We start from the raw sequence: 20,630 nt of genomic DNA on the forward strand, positions 1-20,630 counted from the left end.
TTCCTCCCATATCTGCAGCGCCTCAGCCCTCGCCGTTCCAGTCGAGAACAAGATGCGTCTGCGTCGTCACCGCGGCCTGCTTGCCGTCGCTGCGGGTCATCACGACCTGCAGGACGAGCGTCGTGCGGCCACGGTGGATGGGCGTGCAGGTCGCCGTCACCGTGTCGCCGACCTTCACGCCGCGCAAAAAGTTGGTCTTGGCTTCGATCGTGGTGTTCGATTTCGAGGCCGGGATGTTGATGAAGGCGACGCTGCCCGCGGCATTGTCAGCCAGCGTCATCATCGCGCCGCCATGCAGGACGCCGTTGCGGTTGGTGAGCGTCTCGGTCACGTGCATCTCGCACACCACGCGGTCGAGCGTCGCCTCGACAAGCCGGATACCGGCAAGCTTGGCGAATTCCGATTGCGGCGGCATCGCGTCCGCGCCGCGCGGCTCTTCCCGGTCGGCCATGCTCAGCCGGCCCGTGCCGCGAGCGTGCGCCGCGCGATGATGAGCTGCTGGATCTGGCTGGTGCCTTCGTAGATCCTCAGAAGCCGCACATCGCGGTAGAACCGCTCGATATCGTATTCGGACATGTAGCCCGCACCGCCATGCACCTGCAGCGCGCGGTCGGCGATACGGCCGGCCATCTCCGTGCAGAAATACTTGGTGCAGGAGGCCTCGAGGATCGCCTTGCCTTCGCGGTCGAACGTGTCGGCCGTGGCGCGGACGAGTGCGCGACCCGCCTGCAGGTCCGCCTGGCAATCGGCCAGAAGCCCCTGGACGAGCTGGTGCTCTCCGATCGGCTTACCGAACTGCTTGCGTTCGAGCGCGTAATCGGTCGCGATGTCGAGCATCCGCTGGCCCTGCCCAACCGCCATCGCGCCCACATGGATGCGGCCCCGGTCGAGGACCTTCATCGCGGTGCGGAAGCCCTTGTTCAGGTTTTCCGGTCCGCCGATGATCGCGCTTTCGGGCACGCGCACATCCTCGAAGATCACGTCCGAGGTCTTGGTGCCGCGCTGACCCATCTTGCGGTCAGGCTCCGCCACGGTGATGCCGGGAGTGTCCGCCGGGACCAGCAGCGCCGACACGCCGGAGCCGTCCTTGCTGTCGGGATCGGTGCGCGCGAAGACCGTGAAGACCCCAGCGTAAACCGCGTTGGTGATGTAGCGCTTCGTGCCGTTGATGACGAAATCGGACCCGTCGCGGCGCGCCGAGGTGCGAATCCCGCCCGCGTCCGAGCCGTTGTCAGGCTCGGTCAGCGCGAAGGACGCTACCGTCTCGCCCGAGGCGATGCCGGGCAGCCAGTCGCGCTTCTGGGCGTCCGTGCCGTCCATCACGATGCCCTGAGAGCCGATCCCGACATTGGTGCCGAGCAGCGAGCGGAAGGACAGAGACGCATAGCAAAGCGATTCGACGATCCGCGCTTCTTGCGCGGCGCTGAGGCCGATCCCGCCATACTCTTCCGGCGTCGACAGACCGAAGAGGCCCATCTCGCGCATTTCCTGCACGATTGCCGCCGGAACCTCGGCATCTTCCTCCACCTGGCGTTCCGCGGGAATGAGGCGCTCCCGCACGAAACGATCCACGCTGTCCACCAACGCCTCGAAGACGTCCGGGTCCACATTCACATCCTTGGCCATGATCTTCTCCCTTGGCATCTGGCGCTCTCCCTTGCGCCATGTCTGCCATTCTGTATATTGAATGCAATTCTGCAAGGTGAATATCATGCATGACATGCAGCGTCAAAAATCGGTGCCGGCGGTCCAGAATGCGGTCACCATCCTGCGTGTCCTTGCGGCAAGGGGCGCGCCGATGGGCGCAACGCAGATCGCGCGCGAGACCGAGCTCAACGTCTCCTCGGCGTTCAACATCCTCAGAACCCTGTCCGCCGAAGGCCTTGTCAGCTTCGATCCCGAAGAAAAGTCCTACCGCATCGGAATGGGCCTCATGGAATTCGCCGCGCCGATCCTCGGCGCCAATCCCGCCGACCTGATCCGTCCGCTGATGAACGAGATCGCCGAACGTCAGCAGGTCATGATCGCGCTCTGGCAGATCACCGAAACGGGCCGGATCGTACTGATCGACCGGTTCACCGCGCCGCGTATCGTCCAGGCGGTGATCTCTCGGAACAGCCGCCTGCCGGTCTTCGCGGGCGCGATCGGGCGCTGCTATGCCGCCGCGCTCGATCTCGGTCGCGAGGCCGTGCGCGACGGCTATGACGGCGTACGCTGGCAGGATGCGCCGGGCTTCGAGGCTTATTGGCGCGATGTCGAGCGCGCAAAGGAGACCGGCACGGCCTTTGACCACGGCAACCTTTTTCGCGGCCTGGAGATCGTCGCTGCCGTGGCCCGCGACGCGACCGGAACGCCGCGCATCGGCATGAGCAGCATCACCATCACCGGCCAGCATGCGCGCGCGGATCTCGACGCCGTTGCGGCCTCGCTCGTGGATGCCGCCGGGCAGATCGAACGCAACATCTTCGGCCGCCGGGAGAGCGCGCCGAAAACCTGACATCACTCTATCAATGGGAGGAACCATGTCCAATAGTGACCAGCTCACCGAAAAAGTCATTCTCGTCACCGGCGCGGGCGCCGGTATCGGACGGGCGCTCGCCATCGAGGCGGGCCGCGCCGGGGCGAGCGTCGTCGTCAACGATCTTGGCGCGTCGCTGACCGGCGAGGCCGAGACGAGCGCCGCCGACGAGGTGGTCTCGGAAATCGAGAAAGCCGGAGGACGCGCGGTTGCGAACGGCGACGACGTCTCGAAGCCCGAAGGCGCGCAGGCGATGGTGGCACAGGCGACGGATGCGTTCGGCCGGCTCGACGCGGTCATCAACAATGCCGGCATCCTGCGCGACGGCTTCTTTCACAAGATGACCTACGAGAATTTCGACGCCGTCATCAAGGTGCATCTCTATGGCAGCTTCAACGTCTCCCGCGCGGCGGCGGACGTCTTCCGCGAGCAATATTCCGGCTCGATCATCAACATGACCTCCACCTCTGGTCTGATCGGCAATCTCGCGCAGGCGAATTACTCGGCAGCGAAGCTTGGCGTTGCGGCCCTGTCGAAGTCGATGGCGCTCGACCTGCAGCGCTGGAACGTGCGCTCCAATTGCATCGCGCCTTTCGCCTGGAGCCGCATGACTTCGTCCATCAAGGTCGACAGCCCCGAGCAGGAAGCCCGCGTCGCCAAGCTGCGCGAGATGGTGCCGGAGAAGATCGCGCCTCTCGCGCTCTACCTCGCCTCGGACGCCGCGGAGGATGTCACCGGCCAGATCTTCGCCGTCCGCAACAACGAGATTTTCCTGATGTCGCAGCCGCGCCCCACCCGCTCGGTCCATGCGGGCGGCGAAGGATGGGATATCGAGAGTGTCGGCGCGCGGGCGATTCCGGCGCTGCGCTCGCATTTCCTGCCGCTCGATGTATCCGCGGACGTGTTCTCGTGGGATCCGGTCTGACCGGAACTCGCCTACGCCCCGAACCAACGGAGACAGATCCATGCATTACGGCGACACGCGCCCGGACATCCTGCCCTTCGATCCGTTCAAGGCGATCATCGCGCCGCGCCCGATCGGCTGGATCGGGACGCTCAACGCAAATGGCGTGCCCAATCTCGGGCCCTATTCCTACTTCAACGCCATCGGCAACAACCCCAACCTCATCTGCTTTTCCTCGGACGGGCTGAAGCATTCCTTCGTCAATGCGAGGGATCAGGGGGAGTTCACCTTCTCGCTCGCGACCGAGGCGCTGGCGGAGGCGATGAACATCTCCTCGGAAGCGATGGAAGACGGAGCCAACGAGTTCGCAAAAGCGGGCCTGACCATCGGAAAGAGCATCGAGACAACGGCGCCATTCGTGGCGGAAAGCCCTGCCGCGCTCGAATGCGTGACGATCTCCGCCGAGGAGCTGAAGGACCGCCACGGCGCGGCGACAGGGCGTTACCTCGTGATCGGCCAGGTCGTGCAGACCCATATCCGGGACGAGTTCATCGTGAATGGCAGGTTCGACACGGCGGCTGCGCTCCCCATCGCGCGGATGGGCTATCGCGACTATGCCACCGTCACGGAAGCCTGGGAGCTGACGCGCCCTGACGACTGACCTTCGGATCTCTGGCAAAGTCCGGCGCAGATGCTACGCTGCCCGCGCCAGGCTTGCCGCCCGACGACATGCGGCGTGACACAGAGCAGAGGTCCGACATGACAGACGAGGACGCCTCCACCCTTCTGAGGCGGATGTTCGATGCCGCCATCGCCGCGGCCGACCCAGCGAAAGTGCTCGCCGGTTTTTTGCCGGAAAAACCCACGGGCCGCTGCATCGTCGTCGGCGGAGGCAAATCCGCCGCTTCGATGGCGCAGGCGGTGGAAGCCGCATGGCCCGATGTCGATCTCTCGGGCGTCGTCGTCACCCGCTACGGCCATGCTGTGCCGACCGACCGGATCAAGGTGCTGGAGGCCTCGCACCCGGTGCCCGACGACGCCGCACTTTCGGCCACGCGCGAGATCATGGAGGCCGCCGCGTCGGCCGGGCCGGAGGATCTCGTTCTGGCCCTCATCTCCGGCGGCGGCTCGGCGCTGCTGTCCCTGCCACGTCCTCCGCTGACACTCGAGGATCTGGTCGCGGTCAATAAGGCCTTTCTGTCTTCCGGCCTGTCGATTTCGGAGATGAACAAGGTCCGTCGCCGCCTGTCGCAGGTGAAAGGGGGCGGGCTTGCGCGGGTCGCCGCACCAGCGCGGCTTGTCACGCTCGCGATATCGGATGTGCCGGGCGACGATCCCGAGGCCATCGCGTCCGGGCCCACTGTGCCGGACCCGACCGCGCACGCGGACCTGTCTTACCTCATGGACAAGCTCCGCCCCGCCCTGCCCGATGCTGCCGCCCGGATGCTGCGCGCGCCATCGCCTGATGCCGAAGATTTCACGCCCGATTACCGCCTGATCGCAACACCGCAAGCCTCACTCGAGGCTGCTGCAGACATTGCCCAGGGAGCGGGCGTGACGCCGGTTCTCCTCGGCGATGCGCTCGAAGGCGAAGCCCGCGAGCTCGGCACCGCAATGGCCGGGATCGCGAAGGCGGTCGCGCGGCATGGCAAGCCCGCGCCCGCCCCTGCGGTCCTGATATCCGGCGGCGAGACCACGGTGAGCGTTGGCGACCAGAAACCCGGCCGGGGCGGACGCAATACGGAGTTCCTCTTGTCGCTCGCCCTCGCGCTGAACGGTCATCCGCGCATTTTCGCGCTGGCCGGCGACACGGACGGGATCGACGGGACCGAGGATGCCGCGGGTGCGGCCATCGGCCCCGATATCCTCCAACTGGCGTCGGCTCAGGGCCTCGATGCGCGGGCCACGCTGGACGCCCATGACAGCTTTACGCTGTTCGACAAGACGGGCGCCCTGATCCGGACTGGGCCGACACTGACCAACGTGAACGATTTCCGGGCGATCCTCATCCGGGAGTGAGAGCACGCGGAAAGCTCAGGCTTCCTTGGAACTCCGGTAGGATTTCGGCGACAGGCCGACACATTGCCGGAACGTCCGGGAGAAAAACGGCGGATTGCGAAAGCCGGACCGCAGCGCGATCTCCGAGATGGAGAGCCGCGTATATTCCAAGAGCCGCTTTGCTTCCAGCAGCCGCCGCTGCCGGATCAATCCGTTGGGAGACTCGCCCAGAACCTTGCGGCAGACCCGCGTCAGGTGCGGCGGCGAGACACCGAGCGTTCTCGCGTAATCACCGACGGACAGCTCCTCCCGGAAGTCCTGTTCGACCAGCGCGCAGAAATCTTCGGCCTGCTGTTCGTGCCGCGACAGGCGCTCGGACGTCGGCAACGTCCCGATAGTGGCGTGACGCCGGACATCACCGGCAATATAGGTGAGAATGAGCTGCGTGAGCGTCTCCAAAAGCGTGCGACGCTCGACGTTCATGCGGCGATAGATGCGGGCCAGCTGCTGGAACGTGGCCTCGATATCCGCGAAATTCTCGCTGTCCGACCGCGCAAGAACGCAAGGGACTTGCATCGCCGCCGGCAGCAGCGCCTCGCTTGGGCCGGGCGGAAGGTCGCCCGTGCGGATGCTCAGCACGTCCCCGTCGACATCCTCGTCGAAGCGGAAGCCATGCACGAAACCGGGCGGCACGAAGAGGATATGAGGCTCGCTCGTCCGATGTGTCACATCGCCCAGCCGGTACGCGACATTCGCGGTGCGAAAGAGGAAAACCTGTGCCATCGCCCGGTGGCGATGAAGTCGGATTGTCCAATCATGCTGGCTGCTGCGATCCCGGATCAGTTCGTGATGGATCGGATCCGTCGACGCGCCGGACAGAAGCTCGCCGTACAATTCGTAACTGGGTATGGTGCGCTGCGTCATGCTGGTCGCTGTCCTTGATCCAGATCAATTCTCTGAAGATTGATCGAAAAGTGCAAGAAATTGCACCGCCGGATCATGCGCCGTTGGTGTGTTGTGGGTAGCTTGAATTGAAAAGGGATCGGGTCGGTCGCCCTGCGTGATGCGCTCGAAACGGATCGACGGCCCCGTCTCTCGCGCGTGCCGGGTAAGGAACTCTCAAGATGAAAACGCTCAAGACGCAGGTCTGCATCATCGGGTCGGGACCGAGCGGGCTGCTCCTCTCGCAGCTTCTGGCCAATGCGGGCATCGACACCGTGGTGCTCGACCGGAAGGATCGCGCCTATATCGAGGGCCGTATCCGTGCCGGGGTTCTCGAACAGGGCACGGTCAAGGCACTCGAAGAGGCCGGGGTCGCGGGGCGGCTGCATCGCGAGGGCCTTGCCCATGACGGGTTCGAGCTTGCCTTCGACGGCGACCGCCACCGGATCGACATCAAGGCGCTGACCGGGAAAACCGTGACGGTCTACGGGCAAACAGAGGTCACGAAGGATCTGTTCGAGAAGCGCATCGCGGAGGCGCAACGCTTTTTCTTCAACGTCTCCGAGGTCGCACCCTACGATCTCAAGAGCGATCAGCCTTGCGTGCGTTTCCGCCATGAGAACGAGGACTGGACGATCAGCTGCGACTACATCGCCGGCTGCGACGGGTTCCACGGCGTGAGCCGCAACGCGATCCCGAGCGAGGTTCTGAGAACGTTCGAGCGTGTCTACCCGTTCGGCTGGCTCGGCATCCTGGTCGACAAACCGCCTGTCAGTCCCGAGTTGATCTATGCAAACCACGAGCGCGGCTTCGCGCTGGCCTCGATGCGCTCCGAGACGCGCAGCCGGTATTACGTGCAATGCGACCTTCGGGACGATCCGGCGGATTGGCCGGATGAGCGCTTTTACGAGGAATTCGCCCGTCGTCTTGGCCCGGATGTGGCACGGAGCCTCGAAACGGGACCGTCCTTCGAGAAATCGATCGCGCCGCTACGCTCTTTCGTGGCGGAGCCCATGCGTTACGGGAACCTGTTCCTTGCGGGCGATGCCGCGCATATCGTGCCACCCACAGGCGCAAAGGGCCTGAACCTCGCTCTCGCCGATATCCGCATTCTCGCACGCGCACTCATCGCGCATTACCGCGAAGGAACCGACGCGCATATCGACGCTTATTCCGAGACGGTCCTGAGACGGGTCTGGAAGGTCGAGCGCTTCTCCTGGCAGCTTTCGCTGCTGATGCACCAGTTCCCCGAGAATTCGCCGTTCGAGAAACGCATGCAGCGCGCGGAATTCGATCATCTGCAAAGCTCCGAGACCGCCTCGCGGGCGGTCGCGGAGAATTACGTGGGGCTGCCGCTCGAATAATCGGCAGCGGCGCGCCCCTATGCCGGGGCGAGAACCGGGCTACGCTGCTCCCCGAGCCCCGCGATGCCGAGGCTGACCATCTCGCCGCCCTTGAGGTAGCGCGGTGGCTTCATCCCCATGCCGACACCCGGCGGCGTGCCCGTGGAAATGACGTCGCCCGCCTGAAGGCTCATGAACCGGCTGCAATAGGCGATGAGATGCGGCACCTTGAAGATGAGCGTCGCGGTCGTGCCGGTCTGCATCCGCTCGCCATCGACATCGAGCCACATGTCGAGATTGTCGATATCTCCGGCCTCGTCGGGCGTGACGAGCCAGGGGCCGGTGGGGCCGAACGTGTCGCATCCCTTGCCCTTGTCCCATGTGCCCGCGCGCTCGATCTGGAATTCCCGCTCGGAGACATCGTTGACGACGCAATAGCCTGCGACATGCGAGAGCGCGTCGGCCTCGTCGATATAAACGCCGGGCTTGCCGATGACGACGCCAAGCTCGACCTCCCAGTCGGTCTTGACCGAGTCGCGCGGGATCTGGATCGCGTCGTTCGGCCCGACCACGGAGGACGTCCACTTGTTGAAGATGATGGGCTCGGGCGGGATCGGCATCCCGGCCTCTTCGGCGTGGTCGGCATAGTTGAGGCCGATGCAGATGAACTTGCCGATAGAGCCGACGCAGGCACCGAGCCGTAAATCGTCCTGCGGCGTACCATCGACGAGCGGCAGGCTTTCGGGATCGATCCCGCCCAGTTTCGCGATCCCCTCGGGATGCAGCGCCTCGCCCGCGATGTCAGGCACCGCGCCCGAGAGGTCTCGCACCCGGCCCTCCGCGTCGATGAGGCCCGGCTTCTCTGCGCCGGGGGCGCCGTAGCGTACAAGTTTCATGGTCTTGCCTTTCCTTTCGTTCTTTCGTGCGGCTCAGGCCGCCGTCTTGCCGTCCGCCGCCCAGAGCGCGCCTCGGCGGATGATTTCCGTGACTTCGGGCCGGCGCAGATCGTCAAGCTCGTGCCCGATGGAGCAATAAAACACTCGTCCCTTGTCCCACCGGCGCTTCCACACGACAGGAATGACCGTCCCTTCGATCCACCACAAGTGCTCGCCGGAGAAGGTCGTGGTCGCCAGCACCTCGTTCGAGGGATCGACGAGCATGTAATATTGCTCCGACGTGAGGCGGAAGCTGCGGATGCCTTTCACGATAGGGTCGTCCGGCCGGCAGATCGTCACGTCGTAGTCGATGTAATCCTCGCGCGGCTGAAGGTTGTCGGGCCAGCCCGGCGGATGTGCCACGAACTGCCCGCCGATCAGGAAGTGATAGGTCGGCCGGTCGCGAAACGCGTCACCCATATGTCCGTGCCAGCCGGCAAGACCGCAGCCATCGCCGATCAGTTTCAGGAGCCCGTCTTCCTGCGGCTTGGTCATGTTGCCGAACTCGGCCTGGTGGCCCGAGCGGGCGGAGGACCAGATCGGCGTGATGAGATCGAGATCGGCAAGGTCTTCGGGGCGTTCGAGCGGCTCGAGCGTGTCGTAGACCGCGACTTCGACACCGTTCGCCTCGAGCAAATCCCTGTACCAATCGGCAAAATCGGTCGGCGCGTGGCCTTCCCAGCCGCCGACGAAGAGCGCAGCTTTCATCACGATCCCTTTCGCATGTAATCGAGCATCGCCGCCATGTCGCGCGCGGCGTAACCGTGGCGTTCCGCATCGCCGAGAAGCTCCAGCGTCACGTCGCCCTGCGGCATCCGGGTGCCGAGAGCGCGCGCCAGATCGCCCGCGAGCTGCATGTCCTTCCGCGCCAGAGCGACAGTGAAGCTCACGTCGTGATCGGCTTCATCGAGATATAGCGGCCGGCGGTAGGAGAACATCGGCGCGGCTGCGGCGCTGGCCTCGATCACGTCGAACGCCGCCCCCGGCGCGATGCCAGCCGCCTCCGACAGGACAAGTGCCTCTGCGAGGGTCTGGTTCATGCCGTGGATGAGCGAATTCACCGCGAGCTTCATTACCGCGCCAGCCCCTGGCGCGCCGAGGCAGATCGTTTTCGTTCCCATCGCGCCGAAGAGGGTCGCGAAGGGCGCCGCCTCGTCCTCGGTGCAGCCCGCCATGATGAGAAGCTGCGCCGCGTCTGCCGCTTGCGTGGCCCCCGAAACCGGCGCATCGATCACGCGCACGCTCGGTCCTGCCGTGTCGCCAAGCGCCGCGATATGATCCGGGCTGACCGTGCCCATCTCGATGAAGGTGCCGCAGCGCGACGCCGCCAGAAGGCCGTCCGGCCCGTGATGCACCTCGGACGAGGCTTCGTCATCGGCCAGCATCGTCACGACCACGTCCGCGGCGTCGGCGAGGGCGCGGGGCGTCTCGGCCGCCTCGCAGCCATGCTCGACCGCGAAGGCATGGGCTTTCGATGCCGTGCGGTTCCAGACGGACAGCTCTGCCCCGGACGCCGCGATATTGCGCGCCATGAGAGAGCCCATCCGGCCCAGACCTGCGAACCCGACCCGCATCACGCGGCCTTGTCGCCGCCAAGACCCGAAATCGCCTGGATCAGGCTGTCCTCGGTCACTTCCTCCGAGGTGAAGGTCCGCATGACCCGGCCGGAATACATCGCGACGATGCGGTCTGAGACATGCAGCACCTCGGGCATCTCGGAGCTGATGACGATCACCGCGTAGCCTTGTGCCGCCAGCGAGCGCAGGAGCTTGTGGATCTCGGATTTCGACCCGACATCGATACCTCGCGTCGGCTCGTCCACGATGAGAACGCTGGGCTTCATCGACAGCCACTTGCCGATGACGATCTTCTGCTGGTTCCCGCCCGAGAGATTGCCGACCTTCTGTTTCCAGCCCGGCGTGCGGATATCGAGCCGGTCGCGGTACTGGTCGAAGATCGAGATTTCCGCCCCTTCCGCGACGAACGGCCCCGCCTTCAGGTCATCGACCTGCGGCAGGGTCATGTTGTCCCGGCAATTCATGCCCAGAACCAGCCCCTGCCCTTTGCGATCCTCCGGCACGAGGCTGATGCCCTTGGCGATGGCATCGGCGGGCGAATTGAGGCGCACGTCCTCACCTTCGAGCAGGATCGTGCCGTGCGAAGGCGTTCGCAGGCCGAAGAGCGTCTCGGCGATCTCGGTGCGCCCGGCGCCGACCAGCCCGTAAAAGCCGACCACTTCGCCGCTGCGGACATGAAAGCTCACATCCTCGTAGAGCGAGCCGCAGCTCAGACCGCGCACTTCGAGGGCGATCTCGCCGAGCTCGTGATGGGAGGGGTTCCGGCTGAGGTCGAGCTTGCGCCCGATCATCAGCTGCGTGACCGCCTCTTCGTTCGTTTCCGCCGTCTCCAGCGTGCCCTGATACTGACCGTCGCGAAGCACCGTGATGCGGTCGGTGATCTTGAAGATCTCCTCCATCCGGTGCGAGATATAGGTGATCCCGACGCCCTCTCTCTGCAGATCGGCGATGACGTCGAAGAGCACGACTTTCTCGGCATCGGTCAGCGAGGCGGTCGGCTCGTCGAAGATCACCGCCTTGGCGTCGACGGTCAGCGCGCGGGCGATCTCCACCATCTGCTGGTTGGCGATGGACAGGTCACCGACCCGCGTGCGGGCGTTGAACGCGACGTTCAGCTTCTTGAGGATCGCGTCGGTCTTCTCGCGAAGCGTGACCCAATCGACCCGGCCGAAGGATTTCCGCGGCAGCTCCCCGAGATAGATGTTCTCTGCGACAGACAGCTCTTCGGCGAGACTCAGCTCCTGGTGAATGAACACGATGCCCTTGGCTTTCGCCTCGAGCGGGCCGGACATGACGACGCGCTCCTCGCCCATGAAGATCGCGCCGCCATCGGGCTGGTGAATGCCGCCCAGCACCTTCATCAGCGTGGACTTGCCCGCACCGTTCTCGCCCATCAGCGCGTGAACTTCGCCGGGCATGACCGAAAACGACACCCCGTCGAGCGCCCGGACGCCCGGAAAGGTCTTCACGATGTCTTCGAGATGCAGGACCGGTTTCACATGGCTCATATTCTCAGCGCCTCCTTGCCCTTGAGGTTCAGCTGACGGTCGAGGAACAGCACCGCGATCAGGATCAGGCCGATCACGAGGTTCACCGTCGACGTGTCCGCGCCGATATGTCCAAGCCCCTTGCGCAGAAGCTGGATCGCGATGACGCCCCCGAACGTGCCGATGACCGACCCCGCGCCGCCGGTGATCTTGGTGCCGCCAAGGACGACCGCCGTGATGACCCACAGCTCGTAGAGCTGCCCGTCATTGGGGTTCACCGATCCGCTTTCGGAGTAGAAGACCACCGCCGAGAGCGCGGCCAGAAAGCCGATGATCGCGAAATTGATCATCATGTGCGGGCCGACGCGGATGCCGGCATTCACCGCCGCCTCTCGGTTGTCTCCGATCGCGTAGGCGTTGCGCCCATGCACGGTGCGCGTCATCAGAAGCCAGATCCCGAGCGTGACCGCCAGCAGGAACCAGGAGGCGGTGGCGAGGCCGAGAAACTCCGCCTCCGCGAAATCGACCAGCGTCCAGTTGAGATGGCTCGTCGGGTTCTCGCCGTTGAAGAGGAACACGATCCCCCGGTAGCCCAGCATCGAGCCCAGCGTGACGATAAAGGCGTCGACGCCTGTCTTCCAGACGATGAGCCCATTGAGCGCGCCGAACGCCGTTCCCGCGAGCAGTGCCAGAAGCCACGCAACCGGGATCACCCAGTCGCCGAGACCTGCGAAGATCGGCCAGGTCATGCTGTCCAGAAGCACGATTGCGGCGATGGCGAAGGTCGCGCCGACGGAGAGGTCGATATTGCCGTTGACCATGACGATGGTCATGCCCATCGCGATGATCCCGATCGGCGCGGACTGCTTGAGCAGCAGCAGCATGTTGTCGAAATCCATGAAGGCCGTGTCCGACAGCGACAGGAACTGTCCGGCGATGCTGAAGAAGATCAGCTCCAGCACGATGAAGCCCCAGATCGCGCCGCCTTTCAGCGCCTTGGACAATGCTCCGGGTTGCATGGTGTTCCTCTCCTCAGGCGATCGGGGACCAGAGCTTGCCGCGCTTGGCCGCGATATCGAGCCAGACAGCAAGGATGATGATGATCCAGGTCACGACGAACTGGAAATAGAAGGGAAGTCCCAGAAGCAGCAGCCCGTTCTGGATGAAGCCGAGGATCAGCACGCCGATCACCGTTTTGAAGATCGTGCCGACACCGCCCATCAGCGAGGCACCACCGAGGATCACGGCGGCCAGCACTTCAAGCTCGAGCCCCTGCCCCACGGTGTTCTGCGAGCCGAGCGACCGGCTTGCCTGGATGAGGCCCGCGACCGCGACGCAGCCCGCCGAGATGAGGTAGCAGGTAAAGACAGTCCGCGCGCGCTTGATCCCCGAGAAGGTCGCCGCCGTACCGTTGCCGCCGACCGCGTAGACCTTGCGCCCGAACGGCGTCTTGGCGAGGACAAGCCCGAGCAGCGCCGCGAGAGACAGGAACATCAGGATCGGCGTCGGCACGCCCAGGATCGCGCCCTGCCCGAAGACGCTGAACCACGTTCCCTCCTTGTCGGCGATATCCATGTTCTGACCGCCCGAATAGGTCAGCGTCAGCCCGTGGATCGCCGACAGCATTCCCAGCGTGACGATCAGCGAATTGAGCCTGAGATACCCGACAAGAAAGCCGATGAAGGCACCAAGACAGAGCGTCATCGCGAACATCGCTGGTATCGCGAGCGCCGGGCCGATCTTGTCGTGCAGATCCAGGACCACGATGGTCGAGAAGGACATCATCGATCCGACCGAAAGATCGAGGTTGCCCGAGATGACCACGAAGGTAACGCCGAGCGCCATAACTCCGAGGATCGCCGAGGAACGCACGACGCTGAAGACGTTGTCCACCGACAGGAATTTCGCGTTGGCAAGCGTGAAGCCGATCATGAACAGCGCGAAGGCGATCAGGATACCCTGCTTTGCCAGCATGCTGCCGATCTCTCGTCTCGAGACTGTTACCATGGCTCCCTCCCTAAGAACGCTGGCTGTTTCGGCGCTCTCCCCTGCGCCCTCGCGGTGCGGCGTCAGACCAAAGTCATTCCGCCGTCGATCATCACGATCTGCCCGGTCATGTAGTCACTGTCTTTCGAGGCCAGGAACGTCGTCGTCCCGGTGATGTCCTCGGGTTTCGCCACGCGGCCGCGAAGGATCTCGGAGGAGAATTCCTCCATCGCCTGCCCCGGCCGCGTCGCCGCGCCGATCTGCATGAGGTCCTTGTCGACCTGTTCCCACATCTCCGTGGCCACGACGCCCGGCGCAAAGCCCGTGACCGTGATATCGTGTTTCGCCAGATCGCGCGCACCCGATTGCGTGAGCGAGACGACAGCCCATTTCGACGCGCAATAGGGCGCGACATTGTCGAAACCCTGGCGGCTGGCGATGGAGGCAGTGTTGACGATCTTGCCGCCTCCGCCTTGCGCGATCATCTGGCGCGCGGCCTCCTGCATGCCGATCATGCAGCCGAGCCCATTCACGCCCATGATGAAGTTCCAGTTGTCCTCGGTGACGTCCATGAAGTTCATGGGCTTGTTCACGCCGGCATTGTTGAATTTCACGTCGAGCCGACCGAACATCTCGACCGTATGCGCGATCATCGCACGCACCGCCTCGCGGTTGGTCACATCGACGGATGCGGAGGTGACATTGCTGCTGTTTCCGTTGAGGCGGCCTTTGTTGGCCTCGGCGACCTCGGCAGCCTTGCCTCCGTTGATATCAGCGAAGCAGACCTTCGCCCCTTCATCGAGCAAGGCCTCCCCGATGGCGCGGCCAATCCCTTGGGCGGCACCCGTAACGATGCAGACGCGATCCTTCACGCGAGCCATGCCTCTCCTCCCACGAACGTCCTGAAATACTGGTAAAAGTGCGGGGCACGCGGCAATGCGCGCCCCGCACGGGGGGAGGAGCCTCAGAAGACGGGCTTGGTGAACTCGTCCATATTGTCCTGCGTGATCTTCGGCGTGTCGAAGTAGTTGAGGAACGGCACGTCCTCGCCGTTCAGCACGTCGATCGCAGTCTGCAGAGCGGCTTCGGCGTCATCGACAGGAGACTGGTAGATCGAGCCCCAGTATTCGCCCGCCGCCATCGCCTCGTATCCGACGGCGAAGTTGGTCGCGCCGACGAAGGTGATGTCGCCTGCCCGGCCCGCGGCTTTCGCGGCGTTGAGTGCACCGACGCCCATGTTGTCGTCACCCGCATAGACACCGTCGATGTCGTCATACTTCACGAGGAAGGCTTCCATCACCTGCTGCGACTTTTCGCGGTTCCAGTCGCCGGGCTGCGTTTCCATCAGCGTCACGTCCGGGCAGACCTCGGGCAGACGCTCCTCGAAGCCCTGCGCGCGCTCGATGGCGGTGGTGTAGCCGGGCTGGCCCGAGATCTGCACGATCTGCGCCTCGCCGTCGATGCCTTGCGCCTTGAAACGGTCGCACATGATCTCTGCCGAGCGCGCGCCTTGCGTGATGTTGTCGGGGCCCGAGAAGGATGCCACGAAATCGAAGCCCTGCTCGGCGATGTTGGAATTGGTGACGATCACCGGGATACCGGCCTGGCTGGCCTTTCGAACGGCGGGAATGACCGCCTCGCCGTTGGTCGGCCAGATGATAATGGCATCGACTTCCTGCTGGATCAGGTCTTCCATCTGCGCGATCTGGCGCGCGACGTCGCCGCCCGCGTCGAGCACGACGGTTTCGACATCGTCATTGGCTTCCGCCGCCGCGATGAAGGCTTGCTCGTATGTCGTCTGATAGCTGTCGACGCCAACATTGTTCTGCGTGATCCCGATTTGCATCGACTGGGCCGACGCGGTGCCGGCAAGAGCTGCGAGTGCCGTCGAGACGACGAGCGTGCTGCGAAGTGTCATGTGGGTTCCTCCCTAAGAATCCTGTTGTCGATCCGTAGCACCTACCGCCCCTCCCGGCGGCAGGTTGGTCGGCTGCGAAACAGCAACGACATGCCGGACAGGATGGATCGTGCACGGGTTTACCCTTCGGAAATGCCGAATAATTATCCATTTTGGATAATAAAACATCCAAAACGGACATCATGCAGATACGCTCAACTTCCAAGCCCCGACACTATGACAGGAGTTTCGCATGGACCGATCCCGAAAATCCGATGTGGACATTTCAAGTCGCCGGACCTCGAACCCAGCGCAGGACAAATCTGGAAAGCGGATGAACGCCACGAGAGGAGATAGCTTCAGCGCGCCGGTATCGCCACAGGCGAATGCCGATACGCTGGACATGCTCGATTTCCTCAACGAGATGAACGACGAGCTCGAAGGCGCGCTCGATGTCATCGGTCCGAACCCGCATCTGCGGATGGCCCTGCATCTTCTGAACGGCCATTTCACCGGCAAGACAATCACGCCCACCGCGCTCATCGGGGCGAGCCGCGTGCCCTACGCGACGGCGACCAGGCGCATGAGCGAGATGATCGAGGCCGGCCTGATCGAGAAGCGCGCGCGCACTCGGACAGGCAAGAGCTTCTCCATGCATCCGAGCCAGAAATTGCTCGAAGAATGGCTGCAGTTGTCGGGACGCCTCCATCGCCTTGCCGATCTGCGTTTCGGCGGCGCGCACCGCTCGCGCGAGACGCAGGATTACTATTTCGGCGGCAGTTATGCGTCGGCACATTCGATTCCCGCGCTGAGCGTTCTGTCCGAACCGCTCAAGCTGTCGGGTGGCCTGCGTGTGCTGGTGCATGGCGATCCGACCTTCATGGTCATGGAGAGCCTCAAGCAGCAATTCGAACAGGTGATCGGCGCGCAGATCAGCCAGCGCGCCTTTTCCATCGACCGTTTGCGCGTCGAGGCGCTTCGCAATTCGGAGCGGAGCGTCAGCCGATACGACATCATCGCCGTGGACCTGCCCTGGATCGGGGAATTCGCGGAAAAGGGCGTGCTGATGCCGCTCGATGCCGTGATGGATCCCGAGCGCGTCGATCCCGCCGACTTCCATACAGCCGGCTGGCAGGCGGCGCATTGGGGCGGGCGTGCCTATGGCGTGCCGGCCCAGACGACGCCGGAGCTTTTGTTCTATCGCCGGGACATGTTCGCCAAAGCCGGGCTCGAGCCGCCGACCTCGACCGATGAATTGCTCCATGCCGCGCGGACCCTCAACGAGCCGCGCCGCCGCCGCTACGGCATCGCCTGGAACGCCGCGCGTGGCACCGCGCTTGGGCACACGGTCCTGATGACATTCGCGGATTTCGGGCAGCCTGTCCTCGACCTGCCCGAGATTGCAGGCGGCTACGGCACCTCGCATCTCGCGCGCGGGGAATATCGCGCGACGATCGATACCGAGGCCGGGCTTCAGGCGGCCGAATTCCTGCGCGAGCTGCTGGACTATTCGCCGCCCGATATCCTCTCGATGTCCTGGTATGAGCGGGTTCGCCCCTACGCGGCAGGCACCGTGGCGATGGCCTATGGCTACACGCTGCTCGCGCCGTATTTCGAGCTCGACGAGATGTCGCCCGCGAACGGGCAGACGGGCTATCTGCCGCATCCCGCCGGGCCGGGCGGACGCCAGATCGCGCCCGTGGGCGGCTACGTGCTCGGCATTCCGGCCAATCTCGCACCCGAGCGGATACCCGCCGCGGTCGAGGCCCTGTCGGTCTTCACCTCGCCCAGCGCGCAGAAACTATACGTGCAGAATGGCAGCCGGACCAATCCGCGCTATTCCGTCGGGGCCGACCCGGATGTGCGCCGCACCTCGCCGATCTTCGAGGCGATCGACCAGATGTCCTGGCGGGATGAATTGCAGTTCTGGCCGCGCCCCCCTGTGCCCGAGATCAACGAGATCATCCGCATCTGCGGCGAGGAATTCCACGACATGCTGCGCGGGCTGAGCTCACCGCGCGAGACGCTGCAAAAGGCGCAGGCGCGTGCAGACGCGCTGATGCGACCCGGCCGGGACCCATAGTTCAAGGAGGAGAGATCATGGACCCCAATCGCCTGAAAGGTAAGAATATTCTGATCACCGGTGCCGCGCGCGGCATGGGTTCGGCCAATGCGGAGGCCTTCGCGGCCCAGGGTGCGAATGTCTGCCTTGGAGATCTCGACGGGGCCGAGGCCCAGAAAGTCGCCGACGCGATCAACGCGGCCGGAGGCGGCAAGGCGATCGCGGTCGAGATGGATGTCACCAAGCGCGAGGACAACGCCGCCGCCGTCGCCGCGACGGTCGAGGCGTTCGGCTCGATCAATGTCGGGCTCTTCAACGCGGGCCTCAACAAGCCCCGGTTCTTCATGGATATCGATGAAGACAACTGGGACATGATCATGAACGTGAACACCAAGGCGATGTGGCTCGGGATGCAGGAAGTCGCCCGCCAGATGATCGCGCAAGGCCCGATGGAGGATCATCCCTACAAGCTGATCAACGTGGGCTCGATCGCCTCGCGCAAGCCACTCATCGACGTGACCGTCTACTGCACCTCGAAATACGGCTGCCTCGCGCTGACGGAATGCGGCGCGCTTGGGCTCGCCGAGCACAATATCACCGTCAACGGCTACGCGCCCGGTGTCGTCGTCACCCCGCTTTGGGAGCAACTCGACAAGGATCTCGTCGAGATCGGCTTCAAGGAACGCGAGGGGCAGGCCTATGACGACATCGTCGACAGCAATCTCGTGATCAAGCGGGTCTCCTACCCCAAGGACATCATCGGCACCGCCTCGTTCCTGGCCTCGGATGACAGCGATTACATGACCGGCCAGATGATCTCCATCGATGGCGGCTGGGTCACGAAGTAACCGATCAAACACCTGATTTTCATGGAGAGAGGGCACGTGTCTGCGTGCCCCGGAGGAGTTATCCAATGTCACGCGCCCTGATGCCGAACCTGCTCACGCCGCAAGATCTCGAGCCCAATTGGCAATGGGAGGCCAAGCTGCCCTCCCCCGGCCACATGTCGGTCGATTTCGAGCGCCGGATCGACCATGACCGCCTGCGCCGTTACCGGCTGGCGCGCACCCGCGAGTCGCTGAAGGCCTCGCAGGCCGGCTCGCTCCTGCTCTTCGACGTCAACAACATCCGCTATGTGTCGGCCACGAAGATCGGCGAATGGGAACGGGACAAGATGTGCCGCTTCTGCCTGCTGACGGGCGACGATTCTCCGTATGTCTGGGACTTCGGCTCTGCCGCGGTGCACCACCAGAAATACTCCGACTGGCTCGAGCCCGACCATTGCCTCGCCGGCGTCGTGGGCATGCGCGGAACGATCCCGCCCGAATTCGGCCTGATGAAGAAATACGCCAAGATGATCGCGGAGCTGATCAAGGACGCAGGAATGGCGGATATGCCGGTCGGGGTCGACTACGCCGAGACCGCGATGTTCCACGCGCTACAGGAAGAGGGCATCAAGGTCGTCGACGGCCAGCAGATCATGCTCGGCGCGCGCGAGATCAAGAATTGGGACGAGATTCAGCTTCTGACGCAGGCCGCATCGATGGTCGATGGCGTTTACCACATGATCTACGAAGAGCTGAAGCCCGGCGTGCGGGAGAACGACATCGTCGCGATGTCGAACAAACTGCTCTACGAGATGGGCTCGGACGATGTCGAGGCGATCAACGCCATCTCGGGCGAGCGCTGCAACCCGCATCCGCACAACTTCACCGACCGGCTGATCCGTCCCGGTGACCAGGCGTTCTTCGATATTCTCCAGTCTTATCAGGGCTATCGGACCTGCTATTACCGCACCTTCAACGTCGGACGTGCGACGCCTGCACAGAACGACGCCTACGTGAAGGCGCGCGAATGGATCGACGCCTCGATCGCGATGATCAAGCCGGGAGTCTCGACCGACAAGGTGGCCGAGGTCTGGCCGACTGCGGAATCACTGGGCTTTCCGAACGAGGATGCGGCCTTCGGCCTGCAATTCGGTCACGGGCTCGGCCTTGCGCTGCACGAGCGCCCGATCATTTCCCGCGCGGTCAGCCTCGATCACCCGATGGAGATCCAGACCGGCATGGTCTTTGCGCTCGAGACCTATTGCCCGGCGGCAGACGGGTATTCGGCCGCGCGGATCGAGGAAGAGGTCGTGGTGACCGAGACGGGCTGCGAGGTCATCTCGCTCTTCCCGGCAGAAGAGCTGCCGATTGCGAACCGGTACTGACATGGGCACTCCGTTCGACCTGACAGGCCGCCGTGCCCTTGTCACCGGCGGCGCGACGGGCATCGGCGAGGGCATTGCCCTCGGCCTTGCCGCCGCCGGTGCGGACGTGGCGCTGACCTATCGCAGCCACGCCCCGGAAGAGACCACCGCGAAGATCGAGGCGATGGGCCGCAAGGCCGCCGCCGTGAAGGCCGATTTCACCGGGATGGATGAGGCTGCCGCAGAAGAGGTCACGGGCTTTGCCGCCGACGCGCTCGGCGGGCTCGACATCCTCGTGAACAACGCGGGCATCATCCATCGCGAGGACTCGACCGATATGCCGCTCGATGAGTGGCGGCGGGTCATCTCGGTCAATCTCGACGCCGTCTGGCTGATGAGCCAGGCTGCGGGGAGGCGCATGGTGGCTCAAGGCTCAGGCAAGATCGTGATCGTCTCGTCGGTGCTTGGCTCGCAAGGGGGCTTGCGCGTCCCCGCCTATGCCTCGTCGAAACACGCCGTGATCGGGCTGACCCGGGCGCTCTGCAACGAATGGGCGCCGCTCGGCGTCAACGTGAACGCCATCGCGCCGGGCTACACCGCCACCGACAATACACAAGCCCTGCGGGACGATCCCGAGCGCTCGAAGGCGCTTCTGGACCGGATACCCGCCGGGCGCTTCGCCGATCCATCGGAAATGGCCGGAGCCGCCGTGTTCCTGGCATCGGATGCCGCAAGCTATTGCCACGGCGGCGTTCTGACCGTCGATGGCGGCTGGCTCGCGCGTTGAGGA

The 20,630-nt window shown here is 64.2% G+C and carries 20 protein-coding genes; 9 read left to right on the forward strand and 11 right to left on the reverse strand.

Annotated elements, in window-relative coordinates; translation table 11 throughout:
* Positions 1-22: 22 nt before the first annotated feature.
* Positions 23-451: a PaaI family thioesterase gene (locus BM171_RS14455; RefSeq protein ID WP_175497567.1), complete on the reverse strand. Its 429-nt coding sequence runs from the start codon at positions 449-451 to the stop codon at positions 23-25.
* A 2-nt stretch (positions 452-453) separates the two neighbouring features.
* Positions 454-1,644, reverse strand: coding sequence for an acyl-CoA dehydrogenase family protein (locus tag BM171_RS14460; RefSeq protein WP_425438951.1), 1,191 nt, complete (start codon positions 1,642-1,644; stop codon positions 454-456).
* A gap of 67 nt (positions 1,645-1,711) precedes the next feature.
* Between BM171_RS14460 and BM171_RS14465 the strand changes: the two genes are divergently transcribed.
* From BM171_RS14465 to BM171_RS14480, 4 genes are all read left to right on the forward strand, one after another.
* Positions 1,712-2,497, forward strand: coding sequence for an IclR family transcriptional regulator (locus BM171_RS14465; RefSeq protein ID WP_175497568.1), 786 nt, complete (start codon positions 1,712-1,714; stop codon positions 2,495-2,497).
* A 25-nt stretch (positions 2,498-2,522) separates the two neighbouring features.
* On the forward strand, positions 2,523-3,443 hold the full coding sequence (locus BM171_RS14470) for an SDR family NAD(P)-dependent oxidoreductase (RefSeq protein WP_093013880.1): 921 nt from the start codon (positions 2,523-2,525) through the stop codon (positions 3,441-3,443).
* Between the two features lie 40 nt (positions 3,444-3,483).
* Entirely contained in the window at positions 3,484-4,083 is a 600-nt protein-coding gene (locus BM171_RS14475; protein ID WP_093013883.1) for a flavin reductase family protein, read from the forward strand.
* Positions 4,084-4,181: 98 nt separating this feature from the next.
* Positions 4,182-5,441: a glycerate kinase type-2 family protein gene (locus BM171_RS14480; RefSeq protein WP_093013886.1), complete on the forward strand. Its 1,260-nt coding sequence runs from the start codon at positions 4,182-4,184 to the stop codon at positions 5,439-5,441.
* 15 nt (positions 5,442-5,456) lie between these two features.
* On the opposite strand, the gene BM171_RS14485 is transcribed toward BM171_RS14480, so the two are convergent.
* Positions 5,457-6,344 (reverse strand): helix-turn-helix domain-containing protein, encoded by an 888-nt coding sequence (locus tag BM171_RS14485; RefSeq protein WP_093013889.1) that lies wholly within the window; start codon positions 6,342-6,344, stop codon positions 5,457-5,459.
* 200 nt (positions 6,345-6,544) lie between these two features.
* Between BM171_RS14485 and pobA the strand changes: the two genes are divergently transcribed.
* Complete coding sequence (pobA, locus tag BM171_RS14490) at positions 6,545-7,726, forward strand: 4-hydroxybenzoate 3-monooxygenase (RefSeq protein WP_093013892.1); 1,182 nt, start codon at positions 6,545-6,547, stop codon at positions 7,724-7,726.
* A gap of 17 nt (positions 7,727-7,743) precedes the next feature.
* Here pobA and BM171_RS14495 read toward each other — a convergent pair whose 3' ends face one another.
* From BM171_RS14495 to BM171_RS14530, 8 genes are all read right to left on the reverse strand, one after another.
* Positions 7,744-8,601 carry a fumarylacetoacetate hydrolase family protein gene (locus BM171_RS14495; RefSeq protein ID WP_093013895.1) on the reverse strand — a complete coding sequence of 286 codons (858 nt, stop codon included), beginning with the start codon at positions 8,599-8,601 and terminating at the stop codon, positions 7,744-7,746.
* Between the two features lie 33 nt (positions 8,602-8,634).
* Complete coding sequence (locus BM171_RS14500) at positions 8,635-9,348, reverse strand: ThuA domain-containing protein (protein WP_093013898.1); 714 nt, start codon at positions 9,346-9,348, stop codon at positions 8,635-8,637.
* Positions 9,348-10,214: an NAD(P)-dependent oxidoreductase gene (locus tag BM171_RS14505; RefSeq protein ID WP_093013901.1), complete on the reverse strand. Its 867-nt coding sequence runs from the start codon at positions 10,212-10,214 to the stop codon at positions 9,348-9,350. Before BM171_RS14505 ends, BM171_RS14500 begins: the two co-directional genes overlap by 1 nt.
* Positions 10,214-11,725 carry a sugar ABC transporter ATP-binding protein gene (locus tag BM171_RS14510; RefSeq protein WP_093013904.1) on the reverse strand — a complete coding sequence of 504 codons (1,512 nt, stop codon included), beginning with the start codon at positions 11,723-11,725 and terminating at the stop codon, positions 10,214-10,216. The genes BM171_RS14505 and BM171_RS14510 overlap by 1 nt, the downstream gene beginning before the upstream one ends.
* On the reverse strand, positions 11,722-12,723 hold the full coding sequence (locus BM171_RS14515; RefSeq protein WP_093013907.1) for an ABC transporter permease: 1,002 nt from the start codon (positions 12,721-12,723) through the stop codon (positions 11,722-11,724). Before BM171_RS14515 ends, BM171_RS14510 begins: the two co-directional genes overlap by 4 nt.
* Before the next feature lie 13 nt (positions 12,724-12,736).
* A complete protein-coding gene (locus tag BM171_RS14520; RefSeq protein WP_093013910.1) occupies positions 12,737-13,711 on the reverse strand; it encodes an ABC transporter permease in 975 nt (324 codons plus the stop codon).
* A 62-nt stretch (positions 13,712-13,773) separates the two neighbouring features.
* Positions 13,774-14,571, reverse strand: coding sequence for an SDR family NAD(P)-dependent oxidoreductase (locus BM171_RS14525; RefSeq protein WP_093013913.1), 798 nt, complete (start codon positions 14,569-14,571; stop codon positions 13,774-13,776).
* Between the two features lie 83 nt (positions 14,572-14,654).
* Complete coding sequence (locus BM171_RS14530) at positions 14,655-15,608, reverse strand: sugar ABC transporter substrate-binding protein (RefSeq protein WP_093013916.1); 954 nt, start codon at positions 15,606-15,608, stop codon at positions 14,655-14,657.
* 313 nt (positions 15,609-15,921) lie between these two features.
* Here BM171_RS14530 and BM171_RS14535 point away from each other — a divergent pair, with 313 nt between their 5' ends.
* The 4 genes from BM171_RS14535 to BM171_RS14550 all read left to right on the forward strand — a co-directional run bounded on the left by BM171_RS14535 (position 15,922) and on the right by BM171_RS14550 (position 20,627).
* Entirely contained in the window at positions 15,922-17,670 is a 1,749-nt protein-coding gene (locus BM171_RS14535) for an ABC transporter substrate-binding protein (RefSeq protein WP_093013919.1), read from the forward strand.
* Between the two features lie 17 nt (positions 17,671-17,687).
* A complete protein-coding gene (locus BM171_RS14540) occupies positions 17,688-18,497 on the forward strand; it encodes an SDR family NAD(P)-dependent oxidoreductase (RefSeq protein ID WP_093013922.1) in 810 nt (269 codons plus the stop codon).
* Positions 18,498-18,562: 65 nt separating this feature from the next.
* A complete protein-coding gene (locus tag BM171_RS14545) occupies positions 18,563-19,861 on the forward strand; it encodes a M24 family metallopeptidase (RefSeq protein WP_093013925.1) in 1,299 nt (432 codons plus the stop codon).
* 1 nt (position 19,862) lies between these two features.
* Positions 19,863-20,627 (forward strand): glucose 1-dehydrogenase, encoded by a 765-nt coding sequence (locus BM171_RS14550; protein ID WP_093013928.1) that lies wholly within the window; start codon positions 19,863-19,865, stop codon positions 20,625-20,627.
* Positions 20,628-20,630 lie beyond the last annotated feature (3 nt).

Origin of the sequence: Roseivivax halotolerans (genome assembly GCF_900115815.1) — a bacterium.
In the GTDB taxonomy this organism is placed as follows: domain Bacteria; phylum Pseudomonadota; class Alphaproteobacteria; order Rhodobacterales; family Rhodobacteraceae; genus Roseivivax; species Roseivivax halotolerans.

Bases quoted from the DNA above. Each gene is read 5' to 3' on its own strand.
- BM171_RS14455 (WP_175497567.1), bottom strand. From the start codon at position 451: ATGGCCGACCGGGAAGAGCCGCGCGGCGCGGACGCGATGCCGCCGCAA.
- BM171_RS14460 (WP_425438951.1), bottom strand. From the start codon at position 1,644: ATGCCAAGGGAGAAGATCATGGCCAAGGATGTGAATGTGGACCCGGAC.
- BM171_RS14465 (WP_175497568.1), top strand. From the start codon at position 1,712: ATGCATGACATGCAGCGTCAAAAATCGGTGCCGGCGGTCCAGAATGCG.
- BM171_RS14470 (WP_093013880.1), top strand. From the start codon at position 2,523: ATGTCCAATAGTGACCAGCTCACCGAAAAAGTCATTCTCGTCACCGGC.
- BM171_RS14475 (WP_093013883.1), top strand. From the start codon at position 3,484: ATGCATTACGGCGACACGCGCCCGGACATCCTGCCCTTCGATCCGTTC.
- BM171_RS14480 (WP_093013886.1), top strand. From the start codon at position 4,182: ATGACAGACGAGGACGCCTCCACCCTTCTGAGGCGGATGTTCGATGCC.
- BM171_RS14485 (WP_093013889.1), bottom strand. From the start codon at position 6,344: ATGACGCAGCGCACCATACCCAGTTACGAATTGTACGGCGAGCTTCTG.
- pobA (WP_093013892.1), top strand. From the start codon at position 6,545: ATGAAAACGCTCAAGACGCAGGTCTGCATCATCGGGTCGGGACCGAGC.
- BM171_RS14495 (WP_093013895.1), bottom strand. From the start codon at position 8,601: ATGAAACTTGTACGCTACGGCGCCCCCGGCGCAGAGAAGCCGGGCCTC.
- BM171_RS14500 (WP_093013898.1), bottom strand. From the start codon at position 9,348: ATGAAAGCTGCGCTCTTCGTCGGCGGCTGGGAAGGCCACGCGCCGACC.
- BM171_RS14505 (WP_093013901.1), bottom strand. From the start codon at position 10,214: ATGCGGGTCGGGTTCGCAGGTCTGGGCCGGATGGGCTCTCTCATGGCG.
- BM171_RS14510 (WP_093013904.1), bottom strand. From the start codon at position 11,725: ATGAGCCATGTGAAACCGGTCCTGCATCTCGAAGACATCGTGAAGACC.
- BM171_RS14515 (WP_093013907.1), bottom strand. From the start codon at position 12,723: ATGCAACCCGGAGCATTGTCCAAGGCGCTGAAAGGCGGCGCGATCTGG.
- BM171_RS14520 (WP_093013910.1), bottom strand. From the start codon at position 13,711: ATGGTAACAGTCTCGAGACGAGAGATCGGCAGCATGCTGGCAAAGCAG.
- BM171_RS14525 (WP_093013913.1), bottom strand. From the start codon at position 14,571: ATGGCTCGCGTGAAGGATCGCGTCTGCATCGTTACGGGTGCCGCCCAA.
- BM171_RS14530 (WP_093013916.1), bottom strand. From the start codon at position 15,608: ATGACACTTCGCAGCACGCTCGTCGTCTCGACGGCACTCGCAGCTCTT.
- BM171_RS14535 (WP_093013919.1), top strand. From the start codon at position 15,922: ATGAACGCCACGAGAGGAGATAGCTTCAGCGCGCCGGTATCGCCACAG.
- BM171_RS14540 (WP_093013922.1), top strand. From the start codon at position 17,688: ATGGACCCCAATCGCCTGAAAGGTAAGAATATTCTGATCACCGGTGCC.
- BM171_RS14545 (WP_093013925.1), top strand. From the start codon at position 18,563: ATGTCACGCGCCCTGATGCCGAACCTGCTCACGCCGCAAGATCTCGAG.
- BM171_RS14550 (WP_093013928.1), top strand. From the start codon at position 19,863: ATGGGCACTCCGTTCGACCTGACAGGCCGCCGTGCCCTTGTCACCGGC.